Here is a 23430-nt window from a genome sequence, read left to right as displayed (position 1 = left end):
ACATGCTCCCAAATGTCACGTAGATTTTTTGCCCGTGTGTGGTACTGTGGCGTGTTGCTGTTGACCCTCAATTTATCGGCTTGTAGTTGGTTCCCGGCCGTCGATCTGGCTCCAGACTATGATCCGCCTCAATACGTCGTTCCCGCTTCATGGCATGGGGCAAGTCCCTTCGTCGAGGCGAAGCCGTCGGATAGCGAATTACGTCCGGATTGGTGGGAACTGTTTAACGATCCAATCCTAAACAGTCTTGAAGAGCAGGCCATGGTGGCCAATCCGGATCTGCAAGCTGCTGCCGAACGGTTCGTTCAAGCTCGCGATGTGATGATGAGGGCTCGATCGCAGTACCTTCCCAAGGCCGGTCTGGGGTTTGGCGCTTCAAACAATAGGCAATCTCGCAATCGTCTCTTTCGCGGCCTCGACGAACCCAATCAGGACACGAACATTGACACCGGGGGACTTGCGTCCTGGGAACCAGATTTTTGGTCGGCGCTTCGCAATGCGACGCGTGCCGAGCTCTACCGAGCCGAGGAGCGGGCCGCTGACTATGGTCTCGCGCGGCTCAGCCTACAAGCGGAAATTGGGGCGAATTATTTCACGCTTCGCGGATACGACGCGCAGATAGCCATTTATTCTCAATCGATCGCTCTCTACAAGCAGTCGCTTGCCCTCGTGAAAGCCCAGTTCGCCGGCGCGATTGCGTCGGCGCTCGACGTTGCCCGCGTCGAATCTCTACTGTTCAGCACGGAGACGAGTTTAGCCCAGATGGAAGGACAACGACAAGTGACGGAACAGGCGATTGCCATCCTTGTCAACGTGGCACCGTCCAGCTTCACACTTAAGCCGGTTGACGACCTTCAAGTGGAGAATTTCGAAATTCCCAGGACAATCCCTTCCACTTTGCTAGAGCGTCGGCCCGACGTCGCCGGCATGGAGCGCCGGATGGCTCAGGCGAACCGCGTCATCGGTATCGCTCGCGCCGCCTTTTACCCTGATGTGAGCTTTTCGGCAAGCGGCGGATTCGAAGACGCTGGTTTTAGTCTGATCAAGCTTGCTACGAGTTTCTGGTCTTACGGCTCATCGATTTCGCTGCCGCTTTTTCAGGGTGGGTATCGCCGCGCGCAATTGCAACAGGCCTGGTCGGCCTATCGCGAGACGGAAGATCGATACCGTTCGACGGTGCTCAACGCCTTTCGTGAAGTCGAGAATAATTTGAGTCTGACCAACCGACTGTCCCATGCGGCGAATCGGCAGGACGCCGCCGTCGGAGCCACGCTCAAGACGCAAAATCTGACCATGGAACTCTACAAGGGTGGGCTAGCTTCCAGCCTTGAACTCATTTATGCGCAGGTTGCCATGCTGACGGCGCGCATCGACTCAGTACAGATCAAAGCCGAACTGCTGAGAGCCACGGTGGCTCTCATCCGTGCGCTCGGCGGTGGCTGGAATCGCGATCAATTGCCAACCGATGAGCAGATTCAACCTTTCGGTACGTTCCAATATGTCGATCTTGATAAACCATCGCCCGTTGGGGGAATCGACGTCAATGCAGATAACAACTCGATCAATAATGATTTGACAAAGTCGTCCGTTCCTTAACCGTCGTGATCCTTTCCTCTGATCATTTCGTGTATCCGGAAAGCCTGTTCCTTGAAATGGTTCGACGAGCGATGCGAGCGACGGAGATTCTGCAGAATCGAATCATCCTACTCGGCAGTCACCGGACTCGTCTTGATCAGATTACGGATGGCTCGAGACGGGATCGACTCTGGGGTGGAGTAGTGATTCGTGTGTGCTACAGGTCAAAAAACCTTTCTTAAAAAACCCGATGTGATTCAAGCGTGGCTGCAATGGCGAAAGGTGCACTGTGGAACACGTTGGTCATGACTGTCAAAGTGGACACATTATGGAACCTCGGTTGGCAGTGTCTTCCTGAACTCATGGAACGGTTTGAGAAACTGGATGCCGCGATTAGCACCTCGTGTGAAGGCAAAATCCTTGACGCCATCTATCAAGGCATGCCATGCCGAAATTTCTCTTCTGATCTTTTGCAATGTGTGCCTGAGTGTGTTGGGGTGATGGAACATCAGGATGTGCTGTGGAGTGACTGGGGAAACCCCAAGCGAATCGCGGGAACTCTGCAGCTTTTGGGCAAGGAGCCAGCACTTTCTATCAAGTATTTCACAGAGTGTTCCCAGTATCATGAGCATGTGATGGAGGTATCGTAATCATGGCTAGAAAACAGGAATCCCCTATGGGTGAAGAAACGAACAAACAACCTTCTGCTTCCAGACAACGAAAGTTTCGGCTGATTAAAAAGAGTGGAGGGAAATCTTCTGAATCTGACGGTTTACCCTCTGAAAGCACGAAGACCCATGCATCCACGATTGAGGTCTCTGAACAGAAAGCCCTTCCAACATCTGAAGATCTCCATAGCCTCATTGCAATCCGAGCTCATCAACTCTACCAACGTCGAGGTGCCCACCATGGACATGATTGGGCGGATTGGTTTGAAGCGAGACGTCAGGTCACTTCAGAGGAGTAATAACTGCTGATCTCTGGTCATAGAACAAGAACTAGGAGTAGAGGAGCGGGAATGCTCCTAACAGCGAGAGTCTAGCCCCGCAAGCTTCATCATGTCGAATGAGCAAAGGACCCTTGCTTTACAAGACTAGCTATAATCCAAATAAAAACCCCAATAAAAAATAATCCGTGTAGTCCTTTTTGTCTGAAACGAATATTATTTTTGCTATTGTCACCGAAGGTAGAACCTTTCTTCAGCTAATCTTCAACCCCGACGCCAAGCCCAATCCAAGCTCGTAGAAGATCATGTCGCGTGATGGATTTTATCACTACGCCATTCTTTAGTACCGGAAGTACCAACATATGCTTCTGTTCCATGATCCTGACGGCTTCGACAAGTGGCGTGGAGTCAGTGACAAAAATTTGCGCATGTTTCATGATATCTGTAGCCTGAAGTGTGCTTAAGTCCTTACCAGCCTCCAGCATTCTTAGGATATCGAACTCGCTGATAAACCCAAGGAATTGTCCATTTTTGTCTACAACAGGCCCTCCTGAGGTATGAGACGAGATTAATTCAACTGCGATGCCTAATCCTTCTTGATCCGGATAAAACTGCAATGTATTCGTCGCATTAATCTGACCAACCGTTTTGAATCCTTCCGCCGGTATACCTTGGATAGTCATAATCTTTCCTTTCTTCACTAGTTTGATGAAAGATTGAAAAACCTATTTCACCGTTTACGTCGAAACATTATCCAGACTCGAAATACACAACGTTTTTAACCCACAATAAGCTATTTAACTGAAAGTGCCATATCGCTGTGCAGTGAATTTAATAATTCGTTTTTGTCATGCCGATCATATTTTTTAGTGACGCAAGCTGTATGCCAATTTCGATCTTTAGAGAATCACATTCGTAAACTTTAGAAAACCAAGAGCATGGCAAAAACCTGAAAACAATATCCTAGCTAAAAATGGAACATTGAGTAAATCTGCACAGGCTGCTATGTGCGAACTTGGACGTACTGCCATCATTGTGGACTATCAAATTAAGATGAAACCTCTTTCATCGTCTCCTATATTCGCAATGCATTAGTCTGTAGGAGGCACTCCATGGGAGCAAGGTTTTCTCATTCACAGTGGACTCGACACCTGTTGTAGTCCTGCCATCCTCATAAGACCAATCCTTCCTCCTTGCTGGAGTCTTCTGGGCCGAATTTTTCTCACGAATATTGCTCCATGTTTCAATTAGTACTTCAATAGAGCGAATATGAACGAGCAAGAATGTCATGAATCGCACGATTCCAGTGACGAAGAATACCTTCATAGATAGATTCCTAAATTAAAGCCTTATTGTTCAAGCGTTATTCGCACCTAAACAAATCTTCAAGTATTTGGTATGGATTTTGATGTATTAGATTTACGTCGAAAGGTTTCTACGAATGCTGATGTGTCTGTACGCGTGGTGATCAGGAGGGCTTCACGAAACATCATGGAAGAGTAAGAGCAAATTTCATTTATGGGCCTTAGTATGTTAAGGCTAAAAAAAGGAGGTTTTCTCATGAATCGCTTATCTCACTGGTGCCTTCAAGTCATGTTGCTCATGCTGATCATGGTGAGTGTGGGATGTCAGAGACCTCATACTCCTGTCAGTCTCAATAATTTAGACGCATCTCAAGATCAGCAGTTTATTGTCAAACAGTACCTTCATCAGGCAGTTCTCATGGTGCAAAAGGCGCACGACTTGAGACTGAAGGCCAAACGCTATGCGCAACTTTTCGGACCAGACTCAGAATGGGTGACAAGTGCAAATATGTTGGAAGAGTTTTATATCAATGAGGCCTATGATCGAGAACGATTAGCGGCTCGGCATGTTGGATTGTCCTCGTTTCGCTCTCGCGCAGTAAGCCTTAATGCTCGTTAGGGTCAGTAGGGAATGGGAAGAAAATATATGGAGGATAAAATGAAACCTCTTCATTGGATTCTGCGATGTTTGCTCCTTAGCAGCATGCTTTTATCATTTGGTTGTGGGGTTTCCGTAAAGCCCGGCGAGCGAGGATTGCGATGGCATCCACTGTCCGAAGGTCTGATGAAGGAACCACTCAAAGATGGGTTCTACTGGCGTGCACCTTGGAATGATATTTATGTCTATCCGGTTCAATGGGGAAGTTTTACGGAAGAAGTTGATGCCTTGAGTTCTGACGATTTACAGGTGATTTTAAAAAGCGCCATCATCTTACGTCCCATACCGGAAGAGGTGTATTTCTTAGCTCAAGAAGTCGGGTCGAATTGGTATCCCAAAGTGGTCAGGCCAGAATTGCTTTCCGCGGTTCGGAGCGTAATTTCAGGGTACGCAATGGTGAGTATACCGGAGCGGAGCACGGAAATTGCGCATAAGATTCAAGGAGTGTTGGAAGAAAAGTTAAAAGGTCGGCATCTGGAAATTCGGAGTATTGCCTTGGCTGATATCGAGTGGCCCAAAATGGTGTTAGATGCGATTGAACGAAAACAGGCCAAGGAACAGGAGAATGAACAAAAAGAATTTGAACTGGTGATTGCGAAAAAAGACGCGGAAATTGCGAGACGACGAGCCAAAGGGGAAGGGGATTCTCTGAGGATCAGAGCGGAGGGGGAAGCCGCAAGCCTGCGAATCCGAGCCGAAGGGCAAGCCAAAGCCCAGGAAAACATTTCGAAGACTTTGACTCCCGAATATTTACGATTCAAACTCTATGATTCGACCAATTCAAAATTTGTCCTTCTGCCAGATAATTTGGAGGTTCCACTTCTTTTGAATACCGAAACGACTTCAGTGCCTCGGAGGAACATCGCCCCATGAATTAAGCACTCTTTTGAATTGCATGATTCAACGGCAAACAATAGTCATGGTAAAGATGTCTTGTGTTGCAGGGGAAAGGCCAACGACATACTCTTAACTCCTTTTGATGCATATCATATAGAAGTTTCAGTACTAGTGTGTATGATTTTCGCTACGTCATGTGAATGACTGGCCATATTATGAAAGGTGAATCTCATAATGCATAACCCCCAACGTAAAAATGGAAACCACTGGGCCATTGTTTTAGCCGGTGGAGAAGGCCAACGAATGAGGCCGTTTATTCAAAAATGGTTAGGATACCCAAAGCCCAAGCAGTATTGTGCGTTTATCGGAAAGCGATCAATGTTACAACATACATGGGATCGAGCTGATCAAGCTGGTCATCTCGAACATAAAGTGACGGTTATTGATAAGACGCATCGGCAAGAAATTTTCCGACAATTGAACGCTCAGACAAAAGGGCGCATTCTTATTCAACCGAAAAACTGTGATACTGCAGTCGGGATTTTCTTAGCGTTGACTTACATTAACCATTGGGATCCTTACGCGATGGTGACGATTTATCCTTCCGATCATTTTATTACGCCTCATCGAAAATTTAAACGAATGATCAGGGAGACGGTGTCAGTTGTGAGGCGTGTGAAAGAACGGATCGTATTATTGGGAGCGATTCCAAACGCCCCTGAAGGAGAGTATGGATGGATTCGTCCAGGGAAATCGCTGGCCGGGAATTCTGGAATGCCCGTTCATACGGTAGAAGAGTTTATTGAAAAACCCGATGAGAAAGCGATTCAAGCCTTAGCTCAAAAAGGCGGAATTTGGAATACGATGATTGTCACCGCCTATGGAAATAGGCTCTGGAGTTTGGGTGAACAGTGGTGTCCAGATATGCTGAAGCTCTTTCAGCGACTGCAAAAAACCATAGGGTCAGCACAAGAAGCCTTGACGTTAGAGGCAATTTATCAGGACATGCCTCAGAAGAATTTTTCAAAAAATTTCCTGGAATGCATTGTCATGCACCTGGTTACTATGGAATTGCAGGGCATTCTTTGGAGTGATTGGGGGAGGCCGGAAAGAATTGTTGAGACATTAGAAGTCTTGGGGAAAGAACCGACGTTTCTTGTTCCACAACTCTCCACCTGAGATCTGCTTCAGGCTCAGTTGTGTGTCACGCTGGGATTATTGGCTCTCATACGATAGCGTCTGAGAGCACTTCTGTTTTCATTCCTGTCGTCAGGAGATCACTGGTCCTATTTTCGGTATGGTCTGATCCGTCTTAGCGATAACGAAAAGGCGAAATCTTGAGAAGCGTATATGCTATATGCCGAGAAAAAGCGGGGAGTTCTTTCGTCTGTGTGTCTTGCCCTTGTTCTCAGTCAAAATGTTCGCGAAGCCCTTGCCTTTGGCTGGATTGCTTCGTCTCCCGTAGATGGGCTGGGAAATGTTCCCGACGCTGACGGGCAACCAAGGGACTGGTGATGTATGTCTGTCAACGGGAAACAGACATAGCAATAGGTGATATCGCATTGACGTTCGAGGTAACGCGCTACGCGAGTGATTCAATGGCATGCGCTAATGTGAAGTAAGGTTAGCCTAAGACTTGCCGTAGTAAATATAGGCAAAGCTTATAAAACTAGATCTGACCTCAAAACCTTGTAGGCCGCCGCGAAAACTCAAATCATCGAGCCGTTAAAATGTGAAGAGATGAAAACTTTCTTCACCTGGCTTGCTTTCGAGTGGTGCCCAAGAACCGTGGCGGGAATATTCACGAATTCGATCACTATTCAATTTCAAGATACCCCCTCCTGTGAAATGCCGTGAGGATTTTTTTGTTGATTCCGTTTTGTGTTGCCCCGATAGTTCACGTTTGACCCATGACGGCAGTTTAAGCAATGACTGTACAGACGGAGAATCAAACGGGTTGTCATCGGAAAGACTTTTCCTCTCCTCGCCTACCGCCGGCTGAGCCATACTCAACAAAAACAGGATGGCTGGAATTGCCATGAATATGTGTTTGGTTGTTTTCATGATTTGCTCTTTCATATTCTCAAATTTGTTCAATTTGTGACCCGCTCTGATCATGGCGGTGATCAATACGTCTGACCTTAGAATCCCCAAAAATGTGGCTGCTTGATAGAAAGACTATGCTTCTTTAGCGTATTCCCTGGTTTGTTGCCAAGGGTGATACCCGACAGGAATTGAGTGAAACTTGATGGGACCGATTTCATGCGGCTCTTGTAAATTTCTCGTATGGATATAATTGTTTGACAATTCAGTCCCAGCTCCCTTTGACCCCAATAACCCCAAAGACTTCATGATTTTCCTCTGCTCCAGGTGCACCCAGATATATCCCATCAGGCAACCTATAAAGAAACCAGCCAGCGCAAGAATAACCAAAATTCCCAAAAGATTGATTGCGTCCAATGGTTCCCAGTTCATGTTCTCCCTCCTTTGTCTCAGGATCCTTTGTTTGCCTATGTCTTTTTATCTGAGCAATTATGGCGCCAAACAAAAGACAACCTTCAAGAAGGGTGAATAACCATTATTTTCAATCCATTATATTTTCAAGCTATTGCATCATGAGTGTCTGGAATGACCGGCAGTTGAGGCATCTCGCACGGAGCGTTGCGTGCATATCCGCTCAGCGCTTTTTCAAAGTTCTACGACATTCTCGTAGATACCCACGGGCTTACGCCGCGTGGCACTTAAAATTCAAATGCAAGCTGAAGGTGTCCCTTATCTACTTGCTCTTGATGAGCTACGTACCGCCGGATCACCGCCTCATTCAACCCCACGGTCGAAGAGAAGAACCCGGGGGACCACAACACGGCTCCCCAGTAAGTCCGCTTCAGCTCGGGATACCGGAGGCGAAGTTGCCGACTCACATTCGCTTTCATCTTGCCCACAATACTTGAGACAGCATATTTCGGAGGAATCACCAGCACCACATGAATGTGGTCAACCTGCACACTCCATTGTTTGACCTCCACATCAGGGTGATAGTGCTGGATTTTCGATATATGCTCCTCCACAAAGAGCTTAATCACTCCCCGCAAAATGCGTCGCCGATACTTCGGAATCCACACCACATGGTATTGATGCTGATACGCACCATGAGCACTGAGTCGAATCTCCATGCACCAGTGTCATCCAAACCCCTTCATATGGCAAGGAGGCCCCGCTTCCAGCGGGGAGCGCTTTCACCCAGGGGCTCACGCCACGTGGTCCTCCGCGCTAGCTTTGATAGAAAATGAGAAGCGGCCTTGCGCCACAAAGGTTTCGGGGAGGGAGGATGACGAAAATCAGGCGCGGATTCATACAATACGTGCAATTTCTCAAACCCTTTAAGAGGGTACGATGCTGTGACGACCCAATCCATTTTATCGAAGGAATGGTACCTATGAAACACTATCACCACTTAGGCAACGTAAGAGCGGCTTTACATCTGGCAGGCCCGACGGGAAGGGAACACGCAAAACAAATTGCCGATGCACTTGGCCGTCATCCCTCAATGCCCTGTCGCGAAATCAAACGGAATACCTATGCCCAGTGTCATTTTTATACCTACCACTGGGCGATGAAAATCGTGCTAATGGGTGACCCCAAAATCAAACGATTAGTTCCCGGCAATGCCTCCATTCTTATCGGTATGGATTCAAACTCCGACCTGAAAATGAGAAGCAAGATTCAGAGATTTTGAACGAGTTTCTCGCATCGAACGGGTTAATCCTCGTGCGTCAGGCCGGCCCCGACCTGATTGCCGTCAGGAATCTTAAAGTCGAAAATCCACAATCCCTGCCGTTAAAAGACGTGTTGACTGATCACAATACGTTGTCGGTGATTGTGTATCCATAAGATGCCTGAGATTTTCAGTGCATGGAACTACAAAGGTAATATTTCACGTGCGCAGTATTTCAGTATCTTGAGATTGTTAAGTTTGTTACTGTAGAGGTTTGTCTGCACTATTTTCGGTATGGTCTGATCTGTCTTAGTGATAACGATAATGCAAAATCTTGAGAAGCGTTTATGCTATATGCCGATAAAAAACTGGGAGTTCTTTCGTCTGTGTGTCTTGCCCTTGTTCTCAGTCATAATGTTCGCGAAGCCTTTGCCTTTGGCTGGATTGATTCGTCTCCCTTAGATGGGCTGGGAAATGTTCCCGACACTGTCGGGCAACCGGGGGGGCTGGTGCTGTATGTCTGTCAACGCGAAATAGACACAGCAATAGGTAATATCGCATTGACGTTCAAGGTAAAGCTCTACGCGCGTGATTTAAGTGGCATGCGCCAATGTGAAGCACGGTTAGCCTAAGACTTGGCGTAGTAAAGATAAGGTTTACACATCAATGCTAGGCTATAAGCTTTGACCAGTCAAACGATGATGCATCGATCATACATTTATGCCATCAAAGGGAATGATTTGGCATCGACTCTATTGAGCCATGTATTTTGATTTTTAACCCGCCACTATCCACTTCCAGTTCTTTTAACAGATTTCTTCGCGGAGAGTCCGGCCAGAAGCTTCGACGGCATCGGTGTTCTCGCAATTCGATAATGGTGGGTTGTCTTGATGATGGAATTTTTACTGATTGTGTGTTTTGACCAGTCGATTGATCGGATACGCACAGGTCTGGAGTGTGATTCCGAACGGATCATGTACAGCGTTGAAGAGAGACCGATTGAAGCCTTTGAATAAACCTGTTGAATAATCAATGCTTTTCTAAGTTTTGTCTGAGAGGCGATCAGAGATTGAGTAGGGAACGATTTTTGCGGTTAATAACTGTGAAACACGGCACATCATTGGTCACTGTGAGGTGATATCATGGACTCACTATTTGAATTAGCGGTCATCGCAGTTGTTGTGCTTGTGGCATGGGCGGTGATCAATGTGTTCAGCTATTTGGGGTCAGGGACCTTGTCGTAAAGACGGTCCGTTTGTCTCTGAACAAATCGGTCAGTGATCCAATGGGTTAGGCCTCGTGGCTTTGCGTAAATGCGAAAGCCAAGCTGATCAGATTGACGGTACGTCGTTTGGATCCATTGAACTGCCTCCTGCTTCATCTTCCAATTCATGATGGGATTTTCCTGAGAAGTTCAACCTAGAAAATCCTCAAGCCTCCTTTACGAATAGATCGGCTGAAGACATCTTCTGTCCATTGAGGTATCAATCACTTCTTCCGTAGTTCTATAGCCGTTCCAATTTACTTCCGTCTGTACGACGTGTGTTTTTGCGCTGTGTACATGATGTCAATTCGGTTGGAAGTTATTTGGTTTCGCTATAGCATCACAACGCTATACCTATTTCACGCAATATTTTTTGACCTGATGTTGAAAAATCGTGTAGCCGAATCTTTGTTCGTGCAATGAAGAAGGCTGATGAAGTGTGTGGAAATGTTACTGAAGGATTGATGTGGGATTAGATGTTTCTAGAAGATGTTCAATCATAGCAATGGCATCGGGGCTGTCCCAATCACGGGGGCCCATAGCTTTGCCAATCAGTTTGCCCTCTTTATCAATGAGCACGGTCAGGGGCAGGGCTCTAGCCATATAAGCATGCGAGACTGCGTTCGTTTTGTCGAGGAGCACAGGAAAGTCGACCTTGAGAATGTTCAGGAACGCCTGAATAGCTTCTGGCTGAAGATCGGCTGTGATCGTTAGTAAGAGAAAATCTGTGTTGCTAAAATGCTGGTTGAGTGTGGCGAGTGCAGGCATTTCTTCTTTACATGGTCCACACCAGGTGGCCCAGAAGTTCAGTAACACAATCTGCCCCTTGAGTTGTGAGGAATGCACCTGTGTTCCATCCAATGCTTCGAGCGTAAACGGCGGCATCGTCGTGCCAGCGAGTTCACGTGAAATGCGTAATTGATCAAATGGATTAGCGGCCCATGACAATGCGGTCGGAAAGCCCATCATCGTGAGGAGCAGCAAGGCGATCATCCATGTGTGTCGGCACATTATGGTCAAACTCATGTTTAGGATTGAGGAAGGTGAAGGTCTTGGATGATCGTAACATTGTTGGGAAAGGCATGTTCGACCCAAGAGACGACGCCTTGTCCTTGCTGATTCATGGCAATGGCCGGGTGCTGGGCTTTGGCTTTATTCAATCGTTGAGGTCGGTTAAATGTCTGTCCGCGATCCAGTGAATACGAAAAAAATATTTCATGACGAACGGGTGACAGTTCTTCCCATACCATCAAGACGCGTCCTAATCGGTCTACCGCCATTTGCGGTTTATCCGGAAATGTACTTTTCGATACATTCAGTTTTTTGCGTGGAGAGAAGGTCTTTCCTTCATCGTCGGATATAGCCAAATACACGCCTGGCACATCGTCAGGGCCTTCTGTGTACCAGGAGACATAGAGTCGGCCTTTGCCATCAACGGCGATTGAGGCAGGACGGTGCGGGCAGGCAGGAAAGTTCCATCGGTCATTCCCGACCACGACGGGTGACGAATAGGTTCGTCCTCCATCCTTGGATCGCGCGACAACGGTTTCCCGAAATTTGCCATCGAGAATCTGCCGCCAGGTTACATAAATCGTTCCATCCGGTGCCGTGGCGAGCGCGGTTCGACAGCAGACGCACGTGTCACCTTCTAACTGAAGATTCTTGGCGACACTCTTGCCCTGATCTTGTGAACGCGTGACATATGTTTTGGGTTGTTTCTTACCCGTTCGTTCATCAATCCAGGCCAGATGCACCGTCCCTTTCGAATCGACGCACAAGTTGTCAAACGTATGTCCTGTTGGCGTCTCATCATCATTGACGGTGATCGGTGTCGCAAAAGACTTTCCTTGATCTGTTGACGTACTGAGACGCAATGTACTCGCAAACGGGTTTTTTGATTTTTGAGTTTGAGGAGAAGACCACGACAGATACACCTTGCCATCCGCTCCCAAGGCCAGTCCTGGTGACTGATGAACGGAGGCGACGGATGGTCCATTGTTGTTGACGTGTACGGCTCCTGGAATGGTTGTCGCCTTTGTTTCGCTTTTAACGTAAAAAAGTTTATTGGATTCCTGTCCAACTTCGTGCCAGGCCACATGGCGATTGCCCTGTTCATCGACCTGAAGCGCAGGGCCTGAAACTTGAGCATGTCCATGATTAATGGAGAGCTGTTGGCCGAGAGAAACTTTATGCTGGGCTTCGGCACTGACTGCAACCGAAACGCCGGCCCAGATGCCAAGCGCTATGCCGCCAGTCAGGAGATAGAGTCTGAACGAAGGTGAGATGTATTTCATGTAATGAACTTTCTGTATGAGGTTCTCGGAGTGTACGTAAAAACGTAATTCTACGTCTGTCGTGTTTGTAGAAGATTCGGATATGGGATCATGAGGTCTTATTCTACTCAATTATGAACAAGTTAAACGAGGTCGCTCACAATGATCTACTTATTTATGCTCATTGATGCCTATGAATGCTACAGTTTTTTGAGAGGATGGTATGATCGAGTCTGGATGGTCGAAAATTAGTTCAGGGAAATCCATCATGTCGCATTTGCACTGATGTGTTGGTGAGAACGTGCATCATTGGAGATGTGTTCTTGTCCGTAAAGCCTTATTTTTTGAAATTAAAAAACTAGAGTCGAAGGTTCGAACGCTAAGTTGGACATAGTTTGATGTTGAGTCAAGACCGGTTCGGCATGTGTGGCAAAGAACTCGATACTTTCAGTTTTACAACAGCCGACGCCCACATTCTCGTCTAGCTGGGCAGACACCCGATCACGTGTACTTTCAGTCACAGCCGCAACCCGAGCGGCTTAACTCAAAAGAGGGAGCGATCCACTTATCGAATGGGGACGAAGTGTTCAAAGAAACGGGGCCACTTCTCATTAAATTCTGCTGGTAGGATGCAGGCCGGCAAAAGGTGAGCGGTGATCGATGCTCACCTTTTGCCTTCTCTTGCTAGAACAGTCCCAATGTGACTCCTCCGTAAAATGCGCGGCCGTACCCTGCAAAGAAGAGTTGTTTGTTGGCATCGGCCGTTGCGTCTGAGACTACCTGTCCAGATGCTGCGTACGTTGTGTCTATAAGATTGTCAATCTCGAAATACAACTTCGCAAAACGAACCCAATCGTTTTCAAATTGAAAGGTCTTGTGAAGATTAAGATTGATGAGCCAAAACGATGGAATGCCGACCGTATTGCCATTGTTTAAGAAATAACTATTGGAATAGTTGGTTTCCACCCAACCTCCCCATCCGGTTTCAAGATGAAGATACTCGGCTTTCAGGTTGAGGATGTCCCGGGGAACGTTAGGAACTTTCTTGCCGTCTTGTTGCACGTCTGTGGCAATACCATTTACCAAAAACCGGTCTGTGAAATTCTTGTACCGAGCATCAATATGCGTGTAGGCGCCAGAAAACCGCCATCCTGGGATGGGTCGCCAATCGGCAGAGAGTTCAATGCCTCGGTATTCAGACGAATCAGCATTGGTTGAGGCTGTGGTGCTTTGATCAAAGACATTTTGCGTGATGATTTCATCCCGAAAGAAGGTCCAGAATCCCACCACTTGTACGGTCAACGTGTCATGCAGTCGTGACTCTGTCCCGATTTCTACATTCACATTCTTTTGCGCCTCTAAATCAAAATTACTTCCCGGTAACCCCGTAAGCGGATTGCGAGTTAGATTCCCAAAGGTTGGTATGGCGTACCCGGTTGACCCCCGTACCCAATGTCGGTAGCCTTCTTCCGGTCTCCAGGTGAGGGACATTTCCGGAGCCCAATTATAAAAAGTCCGAGAGGCATCAGCTCGAGTATTTACGGCTCCGGCATTGTCATAGTTAATGGTTTGGATACTCACGATGGACTGCTCAAACCCGAGACCGGCGGCAAGAGTCCAATTGGGAAGGAATGTGAGTTCCTCGCGGAAACGCCCTCCAATGTTTCGGATGGTCCCACGATTGTTGGCAGCTAAAGTTCCACGAGTGCCCCGGCCGTCGGCCAGATTTTGAAAAGAATTCCCTTCCTGTTCCATGTTATTCACAAAAAAGCCAAGATAACTCGTTAACGGCATGCCAAATATCCGGCCATGATGCCGGAGATCCGTATAATGTTTGATGTTGGTGTTGACGTTATCGAAGATCTGGAAAAAATACTGGTTGATGTCTTTGACATCATAATCCGCCTCTATGGTTAAGATGGTATTCGGGGTTAGTTCCCGTTCATAGATGGCTCCGACAATCGTTCGTCGGTCAATACGTTGTTGATTTCGGGCTATGGAGTTGGAGCCGGCCTGACGGGGATTGGCCTGAAATTGTGCCTTTGTCAGCCGGGTCGGGACTCGTGTATCCAGCCAGTTGGTGATGGCTTTGACGTACAGACTTTGTTTTTCATCGATAGTGAAACGGAAGTTAAAATTCAGCGTTTGGGTCTGGTAGTCGCTGTGCCGGATGTATCCTTCTTCTTCCGCCACATTACTGGCAAATAATGAAATGTCCACATTTTTGTACTGTTGGCCGAGGGCGATGGCTTCTTTGTGGTATCCGAACGATCCGCCTGAAAAAAACGTTTCGACGCCCTGAATGTCGCTGCCCCGGCGACTTCTGAAGTGAACCATTCCGCCGAGAGCATAGTTATCGTACAGCGAGGAGGCGGCCCCTCGGATGACTTCGGTGCTTCTCATAAACCAGGGATCGTGCATATCGAGTCGGGATAGGCCGTCGGATTGTGTTTGAATAAACCCATCTTCATAGACCTTGATGCCCCGAACGGCAAAGGAGGTTTTGACTCCTGAGCCGCGAATGGAAATGCTGAAATCCCGTGGACCGTTGGCTTGTCGAAGAATGACACCGGGGAGGGCTTCGAGCGATTCTTTCATCGTTCTGGTTGGTTGCATGTCTGTTTCAGACTGTAGAGTGGAAGACACGGTCAATCCTTCCGGCCGTTTCTGAATTCTGGTGCTCACGATACTCATTTCCTCCAGCATTTCTACTTCCTCCTCTTGGAGAATTGCTTGCGTGTTCTGTTGTTCATCTGTTTGTTGTGAGGTCGGTGTTTCACGCAACTCCCTGAGTTGGCTCCGTATGTCTTCTAATCGATTGCTGAGTTGATTGAGTTCTCCTTCCAACTCCTGTTGTTGCTGCATGAGGGTTTCTTCACTCAGTACAGACGTGTCATCTGATGCAGCAAACGTTGGAGGTGCGGCACTGAGAAGGCTGTGAACAGTGAAGAAGAGAACGAAGAGACAGGCTGAGCATTTCGATACACAGACAGAACGTAACTGTTTCACGCGATAATCTCCTTGTGGAAAATAATGAATAACGCAGACATGAATCATTCGGCTTTGCGTGTTGTCTAGACCGCAGAATGAGTTGATCGGACTTTGGGTGGTAGGTGTGGTCCGCTGTTCATCTGAAAGAAGTCATGTCTTGATGTGCACATAGGACAACAACGATTCGAAGATATGTGATGGTGGTCTAGACGGATGTTGTTGTGCCGTTAATCAGTATGAGTAAAGCGAGATGAGGGTAAAAGACCGAGTGAAGGCCAAGGAGGATGCAAGCCCAAACACCTTCACTCGGGGCATGTCCAAGGTTTGGAGGCCGGTCCTTCCTTGGAGCAATGCCGCGACTTCAAGATTGAGGATGTCAGTTGATGATGCACGGCTCAACAGTAGGTGATTAGAAGATTTTGGTCTACTGGTTAGTGCTGATCCATGCTACAAAATGCACAGATTTTTTGTGGCGGGATGCGAGAAAAATTCATGAAGGGGTTACGTCTGTCATCAATGGCCGTGACGATTCCTTCTGTATTGAAGGTGCCTTGACTCTCAGTGTTTGTAGAATGATTTCGGGTACTGGATTCCTAGGTCATCCCAATCGGCGGTATGCCGGTATGCAGATCACAGAAATCTTTTGCATACGTGTAGGTTCAGGTTTCATCTTCGGCGTCTGATGAATCAGGTGAGACGAGGGGCCTGGGTGTTCTGAGAAATTTTCCACATCCTCATTCCTTGAAATGCCTATTCGTATCTGCTTGAGTTGGTTTGATGTCTGTCCATGCTCTCGATGATCTATTTGCGTTAGGTCAACGCAATTAATTAAATCTCCATTCGACTCCGCCAAATCCGCTGATGCCTTGCCCTGGATTAAAGAATCGGCCTAAGGAGTCATTGACCACGACGGCTCCGGCATAGGTCTGATTGGTAAGATTTCTGCCTTCGGCAAAAAACGAAAGACTCTCGTTGTAGGAATATCCTGCGCGGAGGTTTGTAATAAAATAGGCTGGGTTTTTGGTTGTATTGAGCGAGTCGACATAAAACCCTGCCATTGACCACTCAAAGTTCGGGGCGATCCAAAAGCCTGCGGGATGGTCATACCGTACCTCGCCGGTAAGGTAATGTTCCGGCGCACCGGGAACGCGATTACCCTCTTCGGCGACAACGGCGCCTCCTCCGACGACGTCGTCGGTGAATTTGAATAATGACCAGGTATAGGCCGATCTCAGAGTGATCGTATCACTTTGATTTTTCGGTCCAGGTGTCAGAAGTCCATTGGCGACCACGATGCTTCCCCCCGCTTCGACTCCTGTGTGCCGGGTGCCTTTGGCATTTTGAAAAGTTCCCTGATTGTTAATATTGGAGGCGATGATTTCTTTTTGCATTTCTAAATCAAATACGGTCACTTCCCAGGAGATGCGATTGTCGGCGGTGATCCCGCGCGTGCCAAGTTCAAATTGCCATGCACGTTGGGCATCAAGAGTGAGAAAGGCGCTGGTAGGCGTGGAGCCATCAGGGTTGACAGAGGAGGTTAACTCTAAATTGATTGGCGGCTCATAGCCGCGGCTGACATTTCCGTAGATTTGTGACGTGGGCGTGGTTTGGTAGGAAAACCCGACTTTCGGAGTAATGGCATTGAATTGCCGGAGGTCGGTCCGGCTGCTGGTCATGTTTCCCGAAAATGGACTGAAGAGTTGGTTCCGGCCTTCTCGAATACTATAGTCCCACCGGCCGCCTGCAATGAAAATGAAGTCCTCGGTGACATTGAATTGGTTTTCCAGATATGTGCCAAAATTGGTGGTCTGTAAACTGAGGTTTTGCGTCTGTGTTCCACGATTCCCGAGATTGTTCACGAAGCGTCGTTGATTGGTATCTCCGTATCGTGGTTGATGACCGATGATGAATACATTGTCATGACCCAAAAGGGAATTGGTGTTGCTATACCGAATTTCTCCTCCCACATTATAGTTGTCCTGGACAATCGTTTGGAAAATGGGATGATCGACATACTGATAGGAATAATAGGGAATAATTTCAAAGAATTGATTGGCGGTGAATTCGTTACGATAGGCGATCCCTGTTCGGATTAAGTTGTAATACCGTCCATATTTACAGGCTTGGTTGGGACCGCAGGCAAAGGGACTGATTCCACCCAGCGAACTGGCTTGCTGATCGTTGTCTTCTAGCTGCGCCTGTGTCAACGAACCGGGAATGCGTTCTGCGACGACGCCTCCTAAGATATAGGCGCGGACTTCTTGATGAGTACCGATTTTTAACCCAATGTTGGCGTTGAGTCGTTGACGATCCTGTTGGCTGTTATCCTGATAGCCGTCCTGATGACTGCCTGATGCGCTGATGTAATAATCGGCAACGACATCCATGTGTCCTATTTTAAACGGCTTGGTTACGTATCCACTCGAAACCTGTCCCATGACGAGTCCAAAACTTCCGCCTTGGAGTCTGACTTGTAACAATGACGCATTGTATCCGGTTCGGGGGACAAAATTGATGGCTCCGCCAATTGTATTGGCCCCGTAGCGCAACGCATTGGCTCCCTTGTACACCTCGATCCGTTCATAGGCGAGGAGGTCGATAGATTCAAAGTCTGAGAATCCGTCAGCGTCTCCAAAATAGATACCGTTAATGAGAATATTAATGCCGCGATGGTGAAAGTTGTTGCGAAGTGACGTGCCGCGAATTTGAAATTGTCCTTCGTCCGCCCCAAACCGGGTTTGAAACCGGACGCCTGGGACAAACTGCAAGACATCGTTCAGGTTAACGCCTCGAGATTGGCGTATTTCTTTTTCTTCAATTAACGCGACGCTTCCAGGCCGTCGTGCTAATTCTTCTTTGACGACATCAATATTTTCAATGCGTTTTCCTTCGACGAGAACGGGTGCTAACATTTCGACTTCAGTGGGTGCCGGTTCCTTCGACGGTTCTGCAAACGTCATGGAAGCCCCAAGCGTCATGGACATGAGGCCAATGCTGAACAGACCGTATGGACTGCATAGGTTTCGACGCACTGTTGTGATCACATTCATGATCCTTTCATTTGAGACATGCGATTCGCGTGTTCACGCGAATACGAGTTGGAAATAAAAATGTATTAATGCGCATAGGGGTCTATGATGAATAGTGGTTTGCCCTGTTTGACACGAAGCGTTATATGGCGGATCTGCTCAAAGTCTTGAATCGGATTTCCTTGCAGGACGATAAAGTTCGCCTCGTACCCTTCTGTGAGTCTGCCAATCTTTCGATGTGGAAAGATGGTTGCGGCCGTGTTTTCGCACCACAGCTTGAGCAACGTGAGGTTGTCGAATATTCCAAGATCATGCAGATGCAGGGCTTCGGCACGGGACGTCTCTGCGTGATCACTGCCAATGGCAATTTTGACGCCTTGTCGGTGCAATAATTGAAGATTATCGCGTTGGATCGTTTCTGCTGTTTGCTGAATCGGTTGCTGTGTAGGTTTTTGATGATTTCCCCGAGCGTGAGAATCGTCTGCATGGGGGGACGCATGCCCGTGTTGGTGGTGTCCAGCAGGGGGAAAGGCGCCGGCGACAGTCGTGCTCACGACCGTGACGTTGTGCTGGAGCGCAAGGTCGGCATCATGTTTTTGCAATATGGTTGCAGAGGCGTGTTTGACAGTTGGAAGGTACCAGCCAGGCGTATGAGCGACTTCATCCACGCCGCGTAGCACGGCTTGCCGAAAGTCTGCTGCCGTTTCAACGTGAGCAGAGACTCGTAATCCATTTTTATGAGCGCGCCTGACGATTGGGTCGATCAGGTTAGCGTGGAGCCCCCGGTGAAACTGTGCTTGGGGTGCATGGGCATGGGGGGCGACTGGTGAAATCTGACCTATGTATATCTTCAGGAAATCCGGCTTGCCCGCGATGATCTTGGGCCATGTCCGGTCTAAATCCTGATTTGAATCGATGACGAAGTAGGCACGATTGTTAAACCACCCCTGTGCCTTTTTTCCGATAATGGGTTCATATCGGTGCAGACGGAGAAGGTTTTCGTACAGTGCAATGGGGTGCCCGGTCGTGGAAGTAAGCCCACCATGCGCAAAGGCGACATCAATACTCTGCGAGCTATTGATCTTGTCCTGGATTTGTTCAGAAAACTCTCGAATGTTATTGAGGTTTTTGACATAGAAAATGCCATGTTGCAAATAGGTCAGAATTGTGTGATCGATATTCCATGGCCCTTCGACATTATGGGTATGGGCTTCTCCAAATGGTGGAAGAACAAATTGTCCATTAAGATTGATTGTTTCATCGACAACCTGCGGACGAGTCTTTGTCAATAAGCCATTCTTGACATAAAAGATCGTATCTTGAAATGTGCGCCCATCAAACCATTGTCCATTGGTAAACGCATAGACTTTTGGAGAGGTATCTGTGCTAGACGAATCCGAAGCGTACCCTTCGGGTGTCACGTGGATACTGATGGCTATCAGCACACATAGGACGAAAGCAGGCATGTACTTCATGGCATTCGATCACTCATCAGCGTACGGTGTACGAACTTCAGTTTTTAGCATCTCATATATTGTGAGGAAGTCCTGCGTCATTAAGACTTGCTTGGATAGATTGTGACAGTTAACTATTGTGTGTTGGGAGATATACAACGCGGCGCACGTTGGGTGAAGTCTAGAGAGACTTTCTAATCTTTTTCTCTATGGGTTCCTATATAAGTACAACAGGGCTGATAAGCTTGTTAGTACCATAGGGTTCTACGGATAAACTACCTATCAGTACACCAAAAACTCATGGATGCTACAGTTTTTGAATTATGCTCCATGCCCTAAAGGCGCCAGGTTATTTGTACTGAGAAGCCGCGAGAACTTTTGAGTGTCAATAGGGCAGGAGGCAAGTGGGCTTCACGTCTTTAGACTCGTGGATTGCAGGGAGAAATGGTGGGGAGTCAACTTAAATAGCGGTCAGCCGTCCATAACTCTTGAATGCCGTGATGCTGGCAAAGGGCTGCGATACGTGCATCATGGATTATCGAGCTTTAGACTTTCGCTCAACGTAACACGGGCAAATATCCCAGATAGGGTTTAACCTGGGCTTTGTCCCTTGCTGATAGAGTTCAGGGTGAAGACCACGAAACGTGCGGTTTCAATTCGTCTTCACCCTGCTAACTATACATCTCAGAATAAGAGACTACTTCGACATCTAAGAAATCGTTAAGACTTCTCTTCTGTCGATAGGCTGTCTCATTTTTGGCTCAATAGGCATGGCCACGTGTTTCGAAATATTCATCGTAACGATGGACGTAATCCTTGGGCTCGCCCAACGGTAAATGACATCCTCGGCAGGCCTTATAATCTACATCCAATCGTTCTCCGTTAGGTTTGAACGCTGCGTAGATCCAATCGCCATTTTGTAATCCCTGAGGGGCATGCATTCCCCAGCCTTTGTCTTTTTGCATCACGAAAATTTTGGCTAGTTCGCCTTTTACCAGATTGCCTTGCGTATCCTTCGCAAATTCGTCATTCATCCCTTTCTGCGCATTATAGATTTCCATGACTAAGATTGATCCATTGGCAAATGATGTGCCCTGACTTGTTTTGGCGCCAGTTTTGTTGATGTAAAGATCTCGAACGGCATTTGGTTTTTGGATGCCTTTTAAAAACGTTGGAAACATGTTGTAGTCTTTGGGGAACATCAAATCTCCGTCTTTCGGCATGTCATGTGATTGGGCTGATGGAGTCATCGACATCGATGAACAGCCGATGAACGGGACGATCATACTCAACAGACTCACCATAATCAGTTTTTTCATGACCCACAGTCTCCTTATATGTTGTAAAGATCAATAAAGGCTCGTTTTCGTAGAGTCACTCGATGAGCGAATAGGTTTTAAGGGGTGTGATCCCCTGAGTCTTGGTCACCTTGGAATAGCGTGGATGTGTCCTCACTCATGTTATTCCAACTCATGGGAAATGTTGCTGTCGTATTGGTTCCTCCTTCCTGTCGATCTTTCTAGTGATAGGGTGATTACGTTTTCGTTGAAATTTCTCAATAGTATTTGTGTGGCTATAGCCGTTTCAGTTATGCCGAATCAGTTACATGTCGACCTACGGAATGCTGGTTATAGCCGTTTCAAATAACTTCCGCTGGTGGAAACGTTGTACCGCGCTGAGTTAGTTGTATTTTCCTATTTGGAATGTATTTGGATTCGCTACAACCCTTCGTTATTGAACCGTTAATCGTATGCAGGTCATCCAGGCGGGCATAACTTTCCTCTATGTTAACGTTGAAAGGCGCTGGGCTATAGCCGATTCACTGGACTTCCGAACCCTTGAAGGTTTTGACACCGCGTTGAAAGTCTTTAGGCATAAACTGGACCGAATTGAGATTCGCTATAGCTCACTCGTTAGTACGAGCATGTAGATGAATTTGGATTTCTTTTTTTGTTCTAGAATGAAACCGGGTTGCCGAAATTGTAAGACCGTGAAGTATGGAGTGTGTGGAGTAGGAAGAATTGTCTCAATTATCGAATCAGTTAAAATCCGGGGTTTGGGATAAGAGTCCAGGGTGAAGGCCAAGGAGGTTGCAAGTCCAAATGCCTTCACCCTGGGTTTCCCAAGGTCAGGAGGAAGAGCCCACCTTGGGTGTCACACACAACGGAGCAGATGTCTTTACCTGCAAGGTCAGAATATCAGCGTCTACGCGATGTACCCGTCACGTGGGCTCCCCACCTTGGGTGTCACACACAACGGAATATATGCCTTGCCCCGTCAGGTCACACTATCAGCCCCCACGCGATAGTCCCGTCACGTGGGCTCCCCACCTTGGGTGTCACACACAACGGAACACATGCCTTTACCCGTTAGGTCACACTATCAGCCCCTACGCGATATTGCCGTCACGTGGGCTCCCACCTTGGGATTCAAAAAACGGACAGGCGAACTGGTTGAGAACCACATCTGCATAAATATCTACTTCATAGGGCACGTGTCATCCATTACGGTTAGGATGACGGTACATAAAAGTTCAAAGGGTTCATGGCGTGATAGCTCACGTTTGCGTGTTTTCCTACATCGGGGTCGACAAACCCATCGGTGTAGCCAGTTTCGTGTCGAATGGTAAAGTCCTGCGGTGTGGGCTGCCTATTATGCTGATGGACAAGGCTTAAATATCGGTGTTTGCCCTCCTCGATCCTGAGAATCTCATCATCGGTCTCATATGCCACTTTGGGTGGATATGAGCGGCAAGCATCGATGGCGACATTAAGAATTCGATGGATATACAAAAATGTATTGAACGCCTGATTCACGATTGGGCGGAGGTCTTCGGGCTGTTGATTGATGAAGACAGGGCGAGACATTCCACCAGGATGGGCGTCTGTGAAGATGATGCCATGTTGAGTATCGAACGCAATGGCGCCATTGGTCACTCGTCCGTTGGTGAGATCCGCTAACTCGATGTAGTGGCTGTAGTCCTTCTGCCTTGCCTCATCGGTATTGTCCGGAATGTATTGTCCTGGTACCCGTCTTACAATCAGGTCACGGTGGTTCGCAACTTGTATACGAATGAATGCGCTATGCCCGTTGCCTTTGCACATCGTTGGACTAAAGGGTTTGGCTGCGAGGTGGAGTGAAAATAGTTGATTGGCCTGTCCTATCACCGGTATTCCGAAGATGCTCATCAAAAGCATGGCAAACAGTGTTTTCTGTATCGAACGGTGACGAGAGAAATTTAATATGATGTAAATGCTCCGCAAGGCACGAGACATCTTTACCTCACAAATATAGCGGTACGATTGAGGCAGCACGGGCTAGACCTGCTTGTACACGAAAGGCATGTACGACTGATCCGTGCTGTATGGTCTGAGAATGAGTGAA

General features: G+C 47.6%; 20 protein-coding genes. 9 read left to right on the top strand and 11 right to left on the bottom strand.

Annotated features, from left to right (window positions below):
- Positions 1 to 12 precede the first annotated feature (12 nt).
- The 3 genes from ACWHX8_RS14805 (at position 13) to ACWHX8_RS14795 (ending at position 2542) form a co-directional block, all read left to right on the top strand.
- Positions 13 to 1596, top strand: a complete 1584-nt coding sequence (locus ACWHX8_RS14805; protein ID WP_447971921.1) for an efflux transporter outer membrane subunit — start codon at positions 13 to 15, stop codon at positions 1594 to 1596.
- A gap of 284 nt (positions 1597 to 1880) precedes the next feature.
- Positions 1881 to 2225 carry a hypothetical protein gene (locus ACWHX8_RS14800; protein ID WP_447968902.1) on the top strand — a complete coding sequence of 115 codons (345 nt, stop codon included), beginning with the start codon at positions 1881 to 1883 and terminating at the stop codon, positions 2223 to 2225.
- Between the two features lie 2 nt (positions 2226 to 2227).
- A complete protein-coding gene (locus ACWHX8_RS14795; RefSeq protein WP_447968901.1) occupies positions 2228 to 2542 on the top strand; it encodes a DUF2934 domain-containing protein in 315 nt (104 codons plus the stop codon).
- 236 nt (positions 2543 to 2778) lie between these two features.
- Here ACWHX8_RS14795 and ACWHX8_RS14790 read toward each other — a convergent pair whose 3' ends face one another.
- Positions 2779 to 3204, bottom strand: coding sequence for a CBS domain-containing protein (locus ACWHX8_RS14790; protein ID WP_447968900.1), 426 nt, complete (start codon positions 3202 to 3204; stop codon positions 2779 to 2781).
- An 877-nt stretch (positions 3205 to 4081) separates the two neighbouring features.
- Between ACWHX8_RS14790 and ACWHX8_RS14785 the strand changes: the two genes are divergently transcribed.
- From ACWHX8_RS14785 to ACWHX8_RS14775, 3 genes are all read left to right on the top strand, one after another.
- Complete coding sequence (locus ACWHX8_RS14785; protein WP_447968899.1) at positions 4082 to 4444, top strand: hypothetical protein; 363 nt, start codon at positions 4082 to 4084, stop codon at positions 4442 to 4444.
- 39 nt (positions 4445 to 4483) lie between these two features.
- Positions 4484 to 5356 (top strand): SPFH domain-containing protein, encoded by an 873-nt coding sequence (locus tag ACWHX8_RS14780; protein WP_447968898.1) that lies wholly within the window; start codon positions 4484 to 4486, stop codon positions 5354 to 5356.
- A gap of 198 nt (positions 5357 to 5554) precedes the next feature.
- Positions 5555 to 6499, top strand: coding sequence for a sugar phosphate nucleotidyltransferase (locus ACWHX8_RS14775; RefSeq protein ID WP_447968897.1), 945 nt, complete (start codon positions 5555 to 5557; stop codon positions 6497 to 6499).
- A 546-nt stretch (positions 6500 to 7045) separates the two neighbouring features.
- On the opposite strand, the gene ACWHX8_RS14770 is transcribed toward ACWHX8_RS14775, so the two are convergent.
- The 3 genes from ACWHX8_RS14770 to tnpA all read right to left on the bottom strand — a co-directional run bounded on the left by ACWHX8_RS14770 (position 7046) and on the right by tnpA (position 8493).
- The gene (locus tag ACWHX8_RS14770) at positions 7046 to 7384 is read right to left on the bottom strand and encodes a hypothetical protein (RefSeq protein WP_447968896.1); all 339 of its coding nucleotides are present in this window, start codon (positions 7382 to 7384) and stop codon (positions 7046 to 7048) included.
- A gap of 114 nt (positions 7385 to 7498) precedes the next feature.
- Positions 7499 to 7795, bottom strand: a complete 297-nt coding sequence (locus tag ACWHX8_RS14765; protein ID WP_447968895.1) for a hypothetical protein — start codon at positions 7793 to 7795, stop codon at positions 7499 to 7501.
- A gap of 266 nt (positions 7796 to 8061) precedes the next feature.
- Entirely contained in the window at positions 8062 to 8493 is a 432-nt protein-coding gene (gene tnpA / locus ACWHX8_RS14760) for an IS200/IS605 family transposase (protein WP_447968894.1), read from the bottom strand.
- Positions 8494 to 8756: 263 nt separating this feature from the next.
- Between tnpA and ACWHX8_RS14755 the strand changes: the two genes are divergently transcribed.
- From ACWHX8_RS14755 to ACWHX8_RS14745, 3 genes are all read left to right on the top strand, one after another.
- A complete protein-coding gene (locus ACWHX8_RS14755; protein ID WP_447968893.1) occupies positions 8757 to 9056 on the top strand; it encodes a hypothetical protein in 300 nt (99 codons plus the stop codon).
- Complete coding sequence (locus ACWHX8_RS14750; RefSeq protein WP_447968892.1) at positions 9053 to 9211, top strand: hypothetical protein; 159 nt, start codon at positions 9053 to 9055, stop codon at positions 9209 to 9211. Before ACWHX8_RS14755 ends, ACWHX8_RS14750 begins: the two co-directional genes overlap by 4 nt.
- Positions 9212 to 9382: 171 nt before the next feature.
- The gene (locus ACWHX8_RS14745) at positions 9383 to 9667 is read left to right on the top strand and encodes a hypothetical protein (protein ID WP_447968891.1); all 285 of its coding nucleotides are present in this window, start codon (positions 9383 to 9385) and stop codon (positions 9665 to 9667) included.
- A 1082-nt stretch (positions 9668 to 10749) separates the two neighbouring features.
- Here the strand turns inward: ACWHX8_RS14745 and ACWHX8_RS14740 are convergent.
- From ACWHX8_RS14740 to ACWHX8_RS14710, 7 genes are all read right to left on the bottom strand, one after another.
- Positions 10750 to 11310 (bottom strand): TlpA family protein disulfide reductase, encoded by a 561-nt coding sequence (locus tag ACWHX8_RS14740; RefSeq protein ID WP_447968890.1) that lies wholly within the window; start codon positions 11308 to 11310, stop codon positions 10750 to 10752.
- A gap of 17 nt (positions 11311 to 11327) precedes the next feature.
- On the bottom strand, positions 11328 to 12593 hold the full coding sequence (locus tag ACWHX8_RS14735; RefSeq protein WP_447968889.1) for a sialidase family protein: 1266 nt from the start codon (positions 12591 to 12593) through the stop codon (positions 11328 to 11330).
- Positions 12594 to 13256: 663 nt separating this feature from the next.
- A complete protein-coding gene (locus tag ACWHX8_RS14730) occupies positions 13257 to 15581 on the bottom strand; it encodes a TonB-dependent receptor domain-containing protein (RefSeq protein ID WP_447968888.1) in 2325 nt (774 codons plus the stop codon).
- Between the two features lie 806 nt (positions 15582 to 16387).
- Positions 16388 to 18613 carry a TonB-dependent receptor family protein gene (locus tag ACWHX8_RS14725; protein WP_447968887.1) on the bottom strand — a complete coding sequence of 742 codons (2226 nt, stop codon included), beginning with the start codon at positions 18611 to 18613 and terminating at the stop codon, positions 16388 to 16390.
- A 65-nt stretch (positions 18614 to 18678) separates the two neighbouring features.
- Entirely contained in the window at positions 18679 to 20067 is a 1389-nt protein-coding gene (locus ACWHX8_RS14720) for an amidohydrolase family protein (protein WP_447968886.1), read from the bottom strand.
- A 740-nt stretch (positions 20068 to 20807) separates the two neighbouring features.
- On the bottom strand, positions 20808 to 21365 hold the full coding sequence (locus ACWHX8_RS14715) for a cytochrome P460 family protein (protein WP_447968885.1): 558 nt from the start codon (positions 21363 to 21365) through the stop codon (positions 20808 to 20810).
- 1191 nt (positions 21366 to 22556) lie between these two features.
- Positions 22557 to 23321: a hypothetical protein gene (locus ACWHX8_RS14710; protein WP_447968884.1), complete on the bottom strand. Its 765-nt coding sequence runs from the start codon at positions 23319 to 23321 to the stop codon at positions 22557 to 22559.
- Positions 23322 to 23430 lie beyond the last annotated feature (109 nt).

It is taken from the genome of Nitrospira sp. M1 (genome assembly GCF_965152605.1).
This window is presented reverse-complemented; position numbering and strand designations above follow the sequence as displayed.

What these genes read in the sequence shown, in the direction of transcription:
- ACWHX8_RS14805 (WP_447971921.1), top strand. Translation starts at nt 13, where the DNA reads ATGTCACGTAGATTTTTTGCCCGTGTGTGGTACTGTGGCGTGTTGCTG.
- ACWHX8_RS14800 (WP_447968902.1), top strand. Translation starts at nt 1,881, where the DNA reads ATGACTGTCAAAGTGGACACATTATGGAACCTCGGTTGGCAGTGTCTT.
- ACWHX8_RS14795 (WP_447968901.1), top strand. Translation starts at nt 2,228, where the DNA reads ATGGCTAGAAAACAGGAATCCCCTATGGGTGAAGAAACGAACAAACAA.
- ACWHX8_RS14790 (WP_447968900.1), bottom strand. Translation starts at nt 3,204, where the DNA reads ATGACTATCCAAGGTATACCGGCGGAAGGATTCAAAACGGTTGGTCAG.
- ACWHX8_RS14785 (WP_447968899.1), top strand. Translation starts at nt 4,082, where the DNA reads ATGAATCGCTTATCTCACTGGTGCCTTCAAGTCATGTTGCTCATGCTG.
- ACWHX8_RS14780 (WP_447968898.1), top strand. Translation starts at nt 4,484, where the DNA reads ATGAAACCTCTTCATTGGATTCTGCGATGTTTGCTCCTTAGCAGCATG.
- ACWHX8_RS14775 (WP_447968897.1), top strand. Translation starts at nt 5,555, where the DNA reads ATGCATAACCCCCAACGTAAAAATGGAAACCACTGGGCCATTGTTTTA.
- ACWHX8_RS14770 (WP_447968896.1), bottom strand. Translation starts at nt 7,384, where the DNA reads ATGAAAACAACCAAACACATATTCATGGCAATTCCAGCCATCCTGTTT.
- ACWHX8_RS14765 (WP_447968895.1), bottom strand. Translation starts at nt 7,795, where the DNA reads ATGAACTGGGAACCATTGGACGCAATCAATCTTTTGGGAATTTTGGTT.
- tnpA (WP_447968894.1), bottom strand. Translation starts at nt 8,493, where the DNA reads ATGGAGATTCGACTCAGTGCTCATGGTGCGTATCAGCATCAATACCAT.
- ACWHX8_RS14755 (WP_447968893.1), top strand. Translation starts at nt 8,757, where the DNA reads ATGAAACACTATCACCACTTAGGCAACGTAAGAGCGGCTTTACATCTG.
- ACWHX8_RS14745 (WP_447968891.1), top strand. Translation starts at nt 9,383, where the DNA reads ATGCTATATGCCGATAAAAAACTGGGAGTTCTTTCGTCTGTGTGTCTT.
- ACWHX8_RS14740 (WP_447968890.1), bottom strand. Translation starts at nt 11,310, where the DNA reads ATGTGCCGACACACATGGATGATCGCCTTGCTGCTCCTCACGATGATG.
- ACWHX8_RS14735 (WP_447968889.1), bottom strand. Translation starts at nt 12,593, where the DNA reads ATGAAATACATCTCACCTTCGTTCAGACTCTATCTCCTGACTGGCGGC.
- ACWHX8_RS14725 (WP_447968887.1), bottom strand. Translation starts at nt 18,613, where the DNA reads ATGAATGTGATCACAACAGTGCGTCGAAACCTATGCAGTCCATACGGT.
- ACWHX8_RS14720 (WP_447968886.1), bottom strand. Translation starts at nt 20,067, where the DNA reads ATGAAGTACATGCCTGCTTTCGTCCTATGTGTGCTGATAGCCATCAGT.
- ACWHX8_RS14715 (WP_447968885.1), bottom strand. Translation starts at nt 21,365, where the DNA reads ATGAAAAAACTGATTATGGTGAGTCTGTTGAGTATGATCGTCCCGTTC.
- ACWHX8_RS14710 (WP_447968884.1), bottom strand. Translation starts at nt 23,321, where the DNA reads ATGTCTCGTGCCTTGCGGAGCATTTACATCATATTAAATTTCTCTCGT.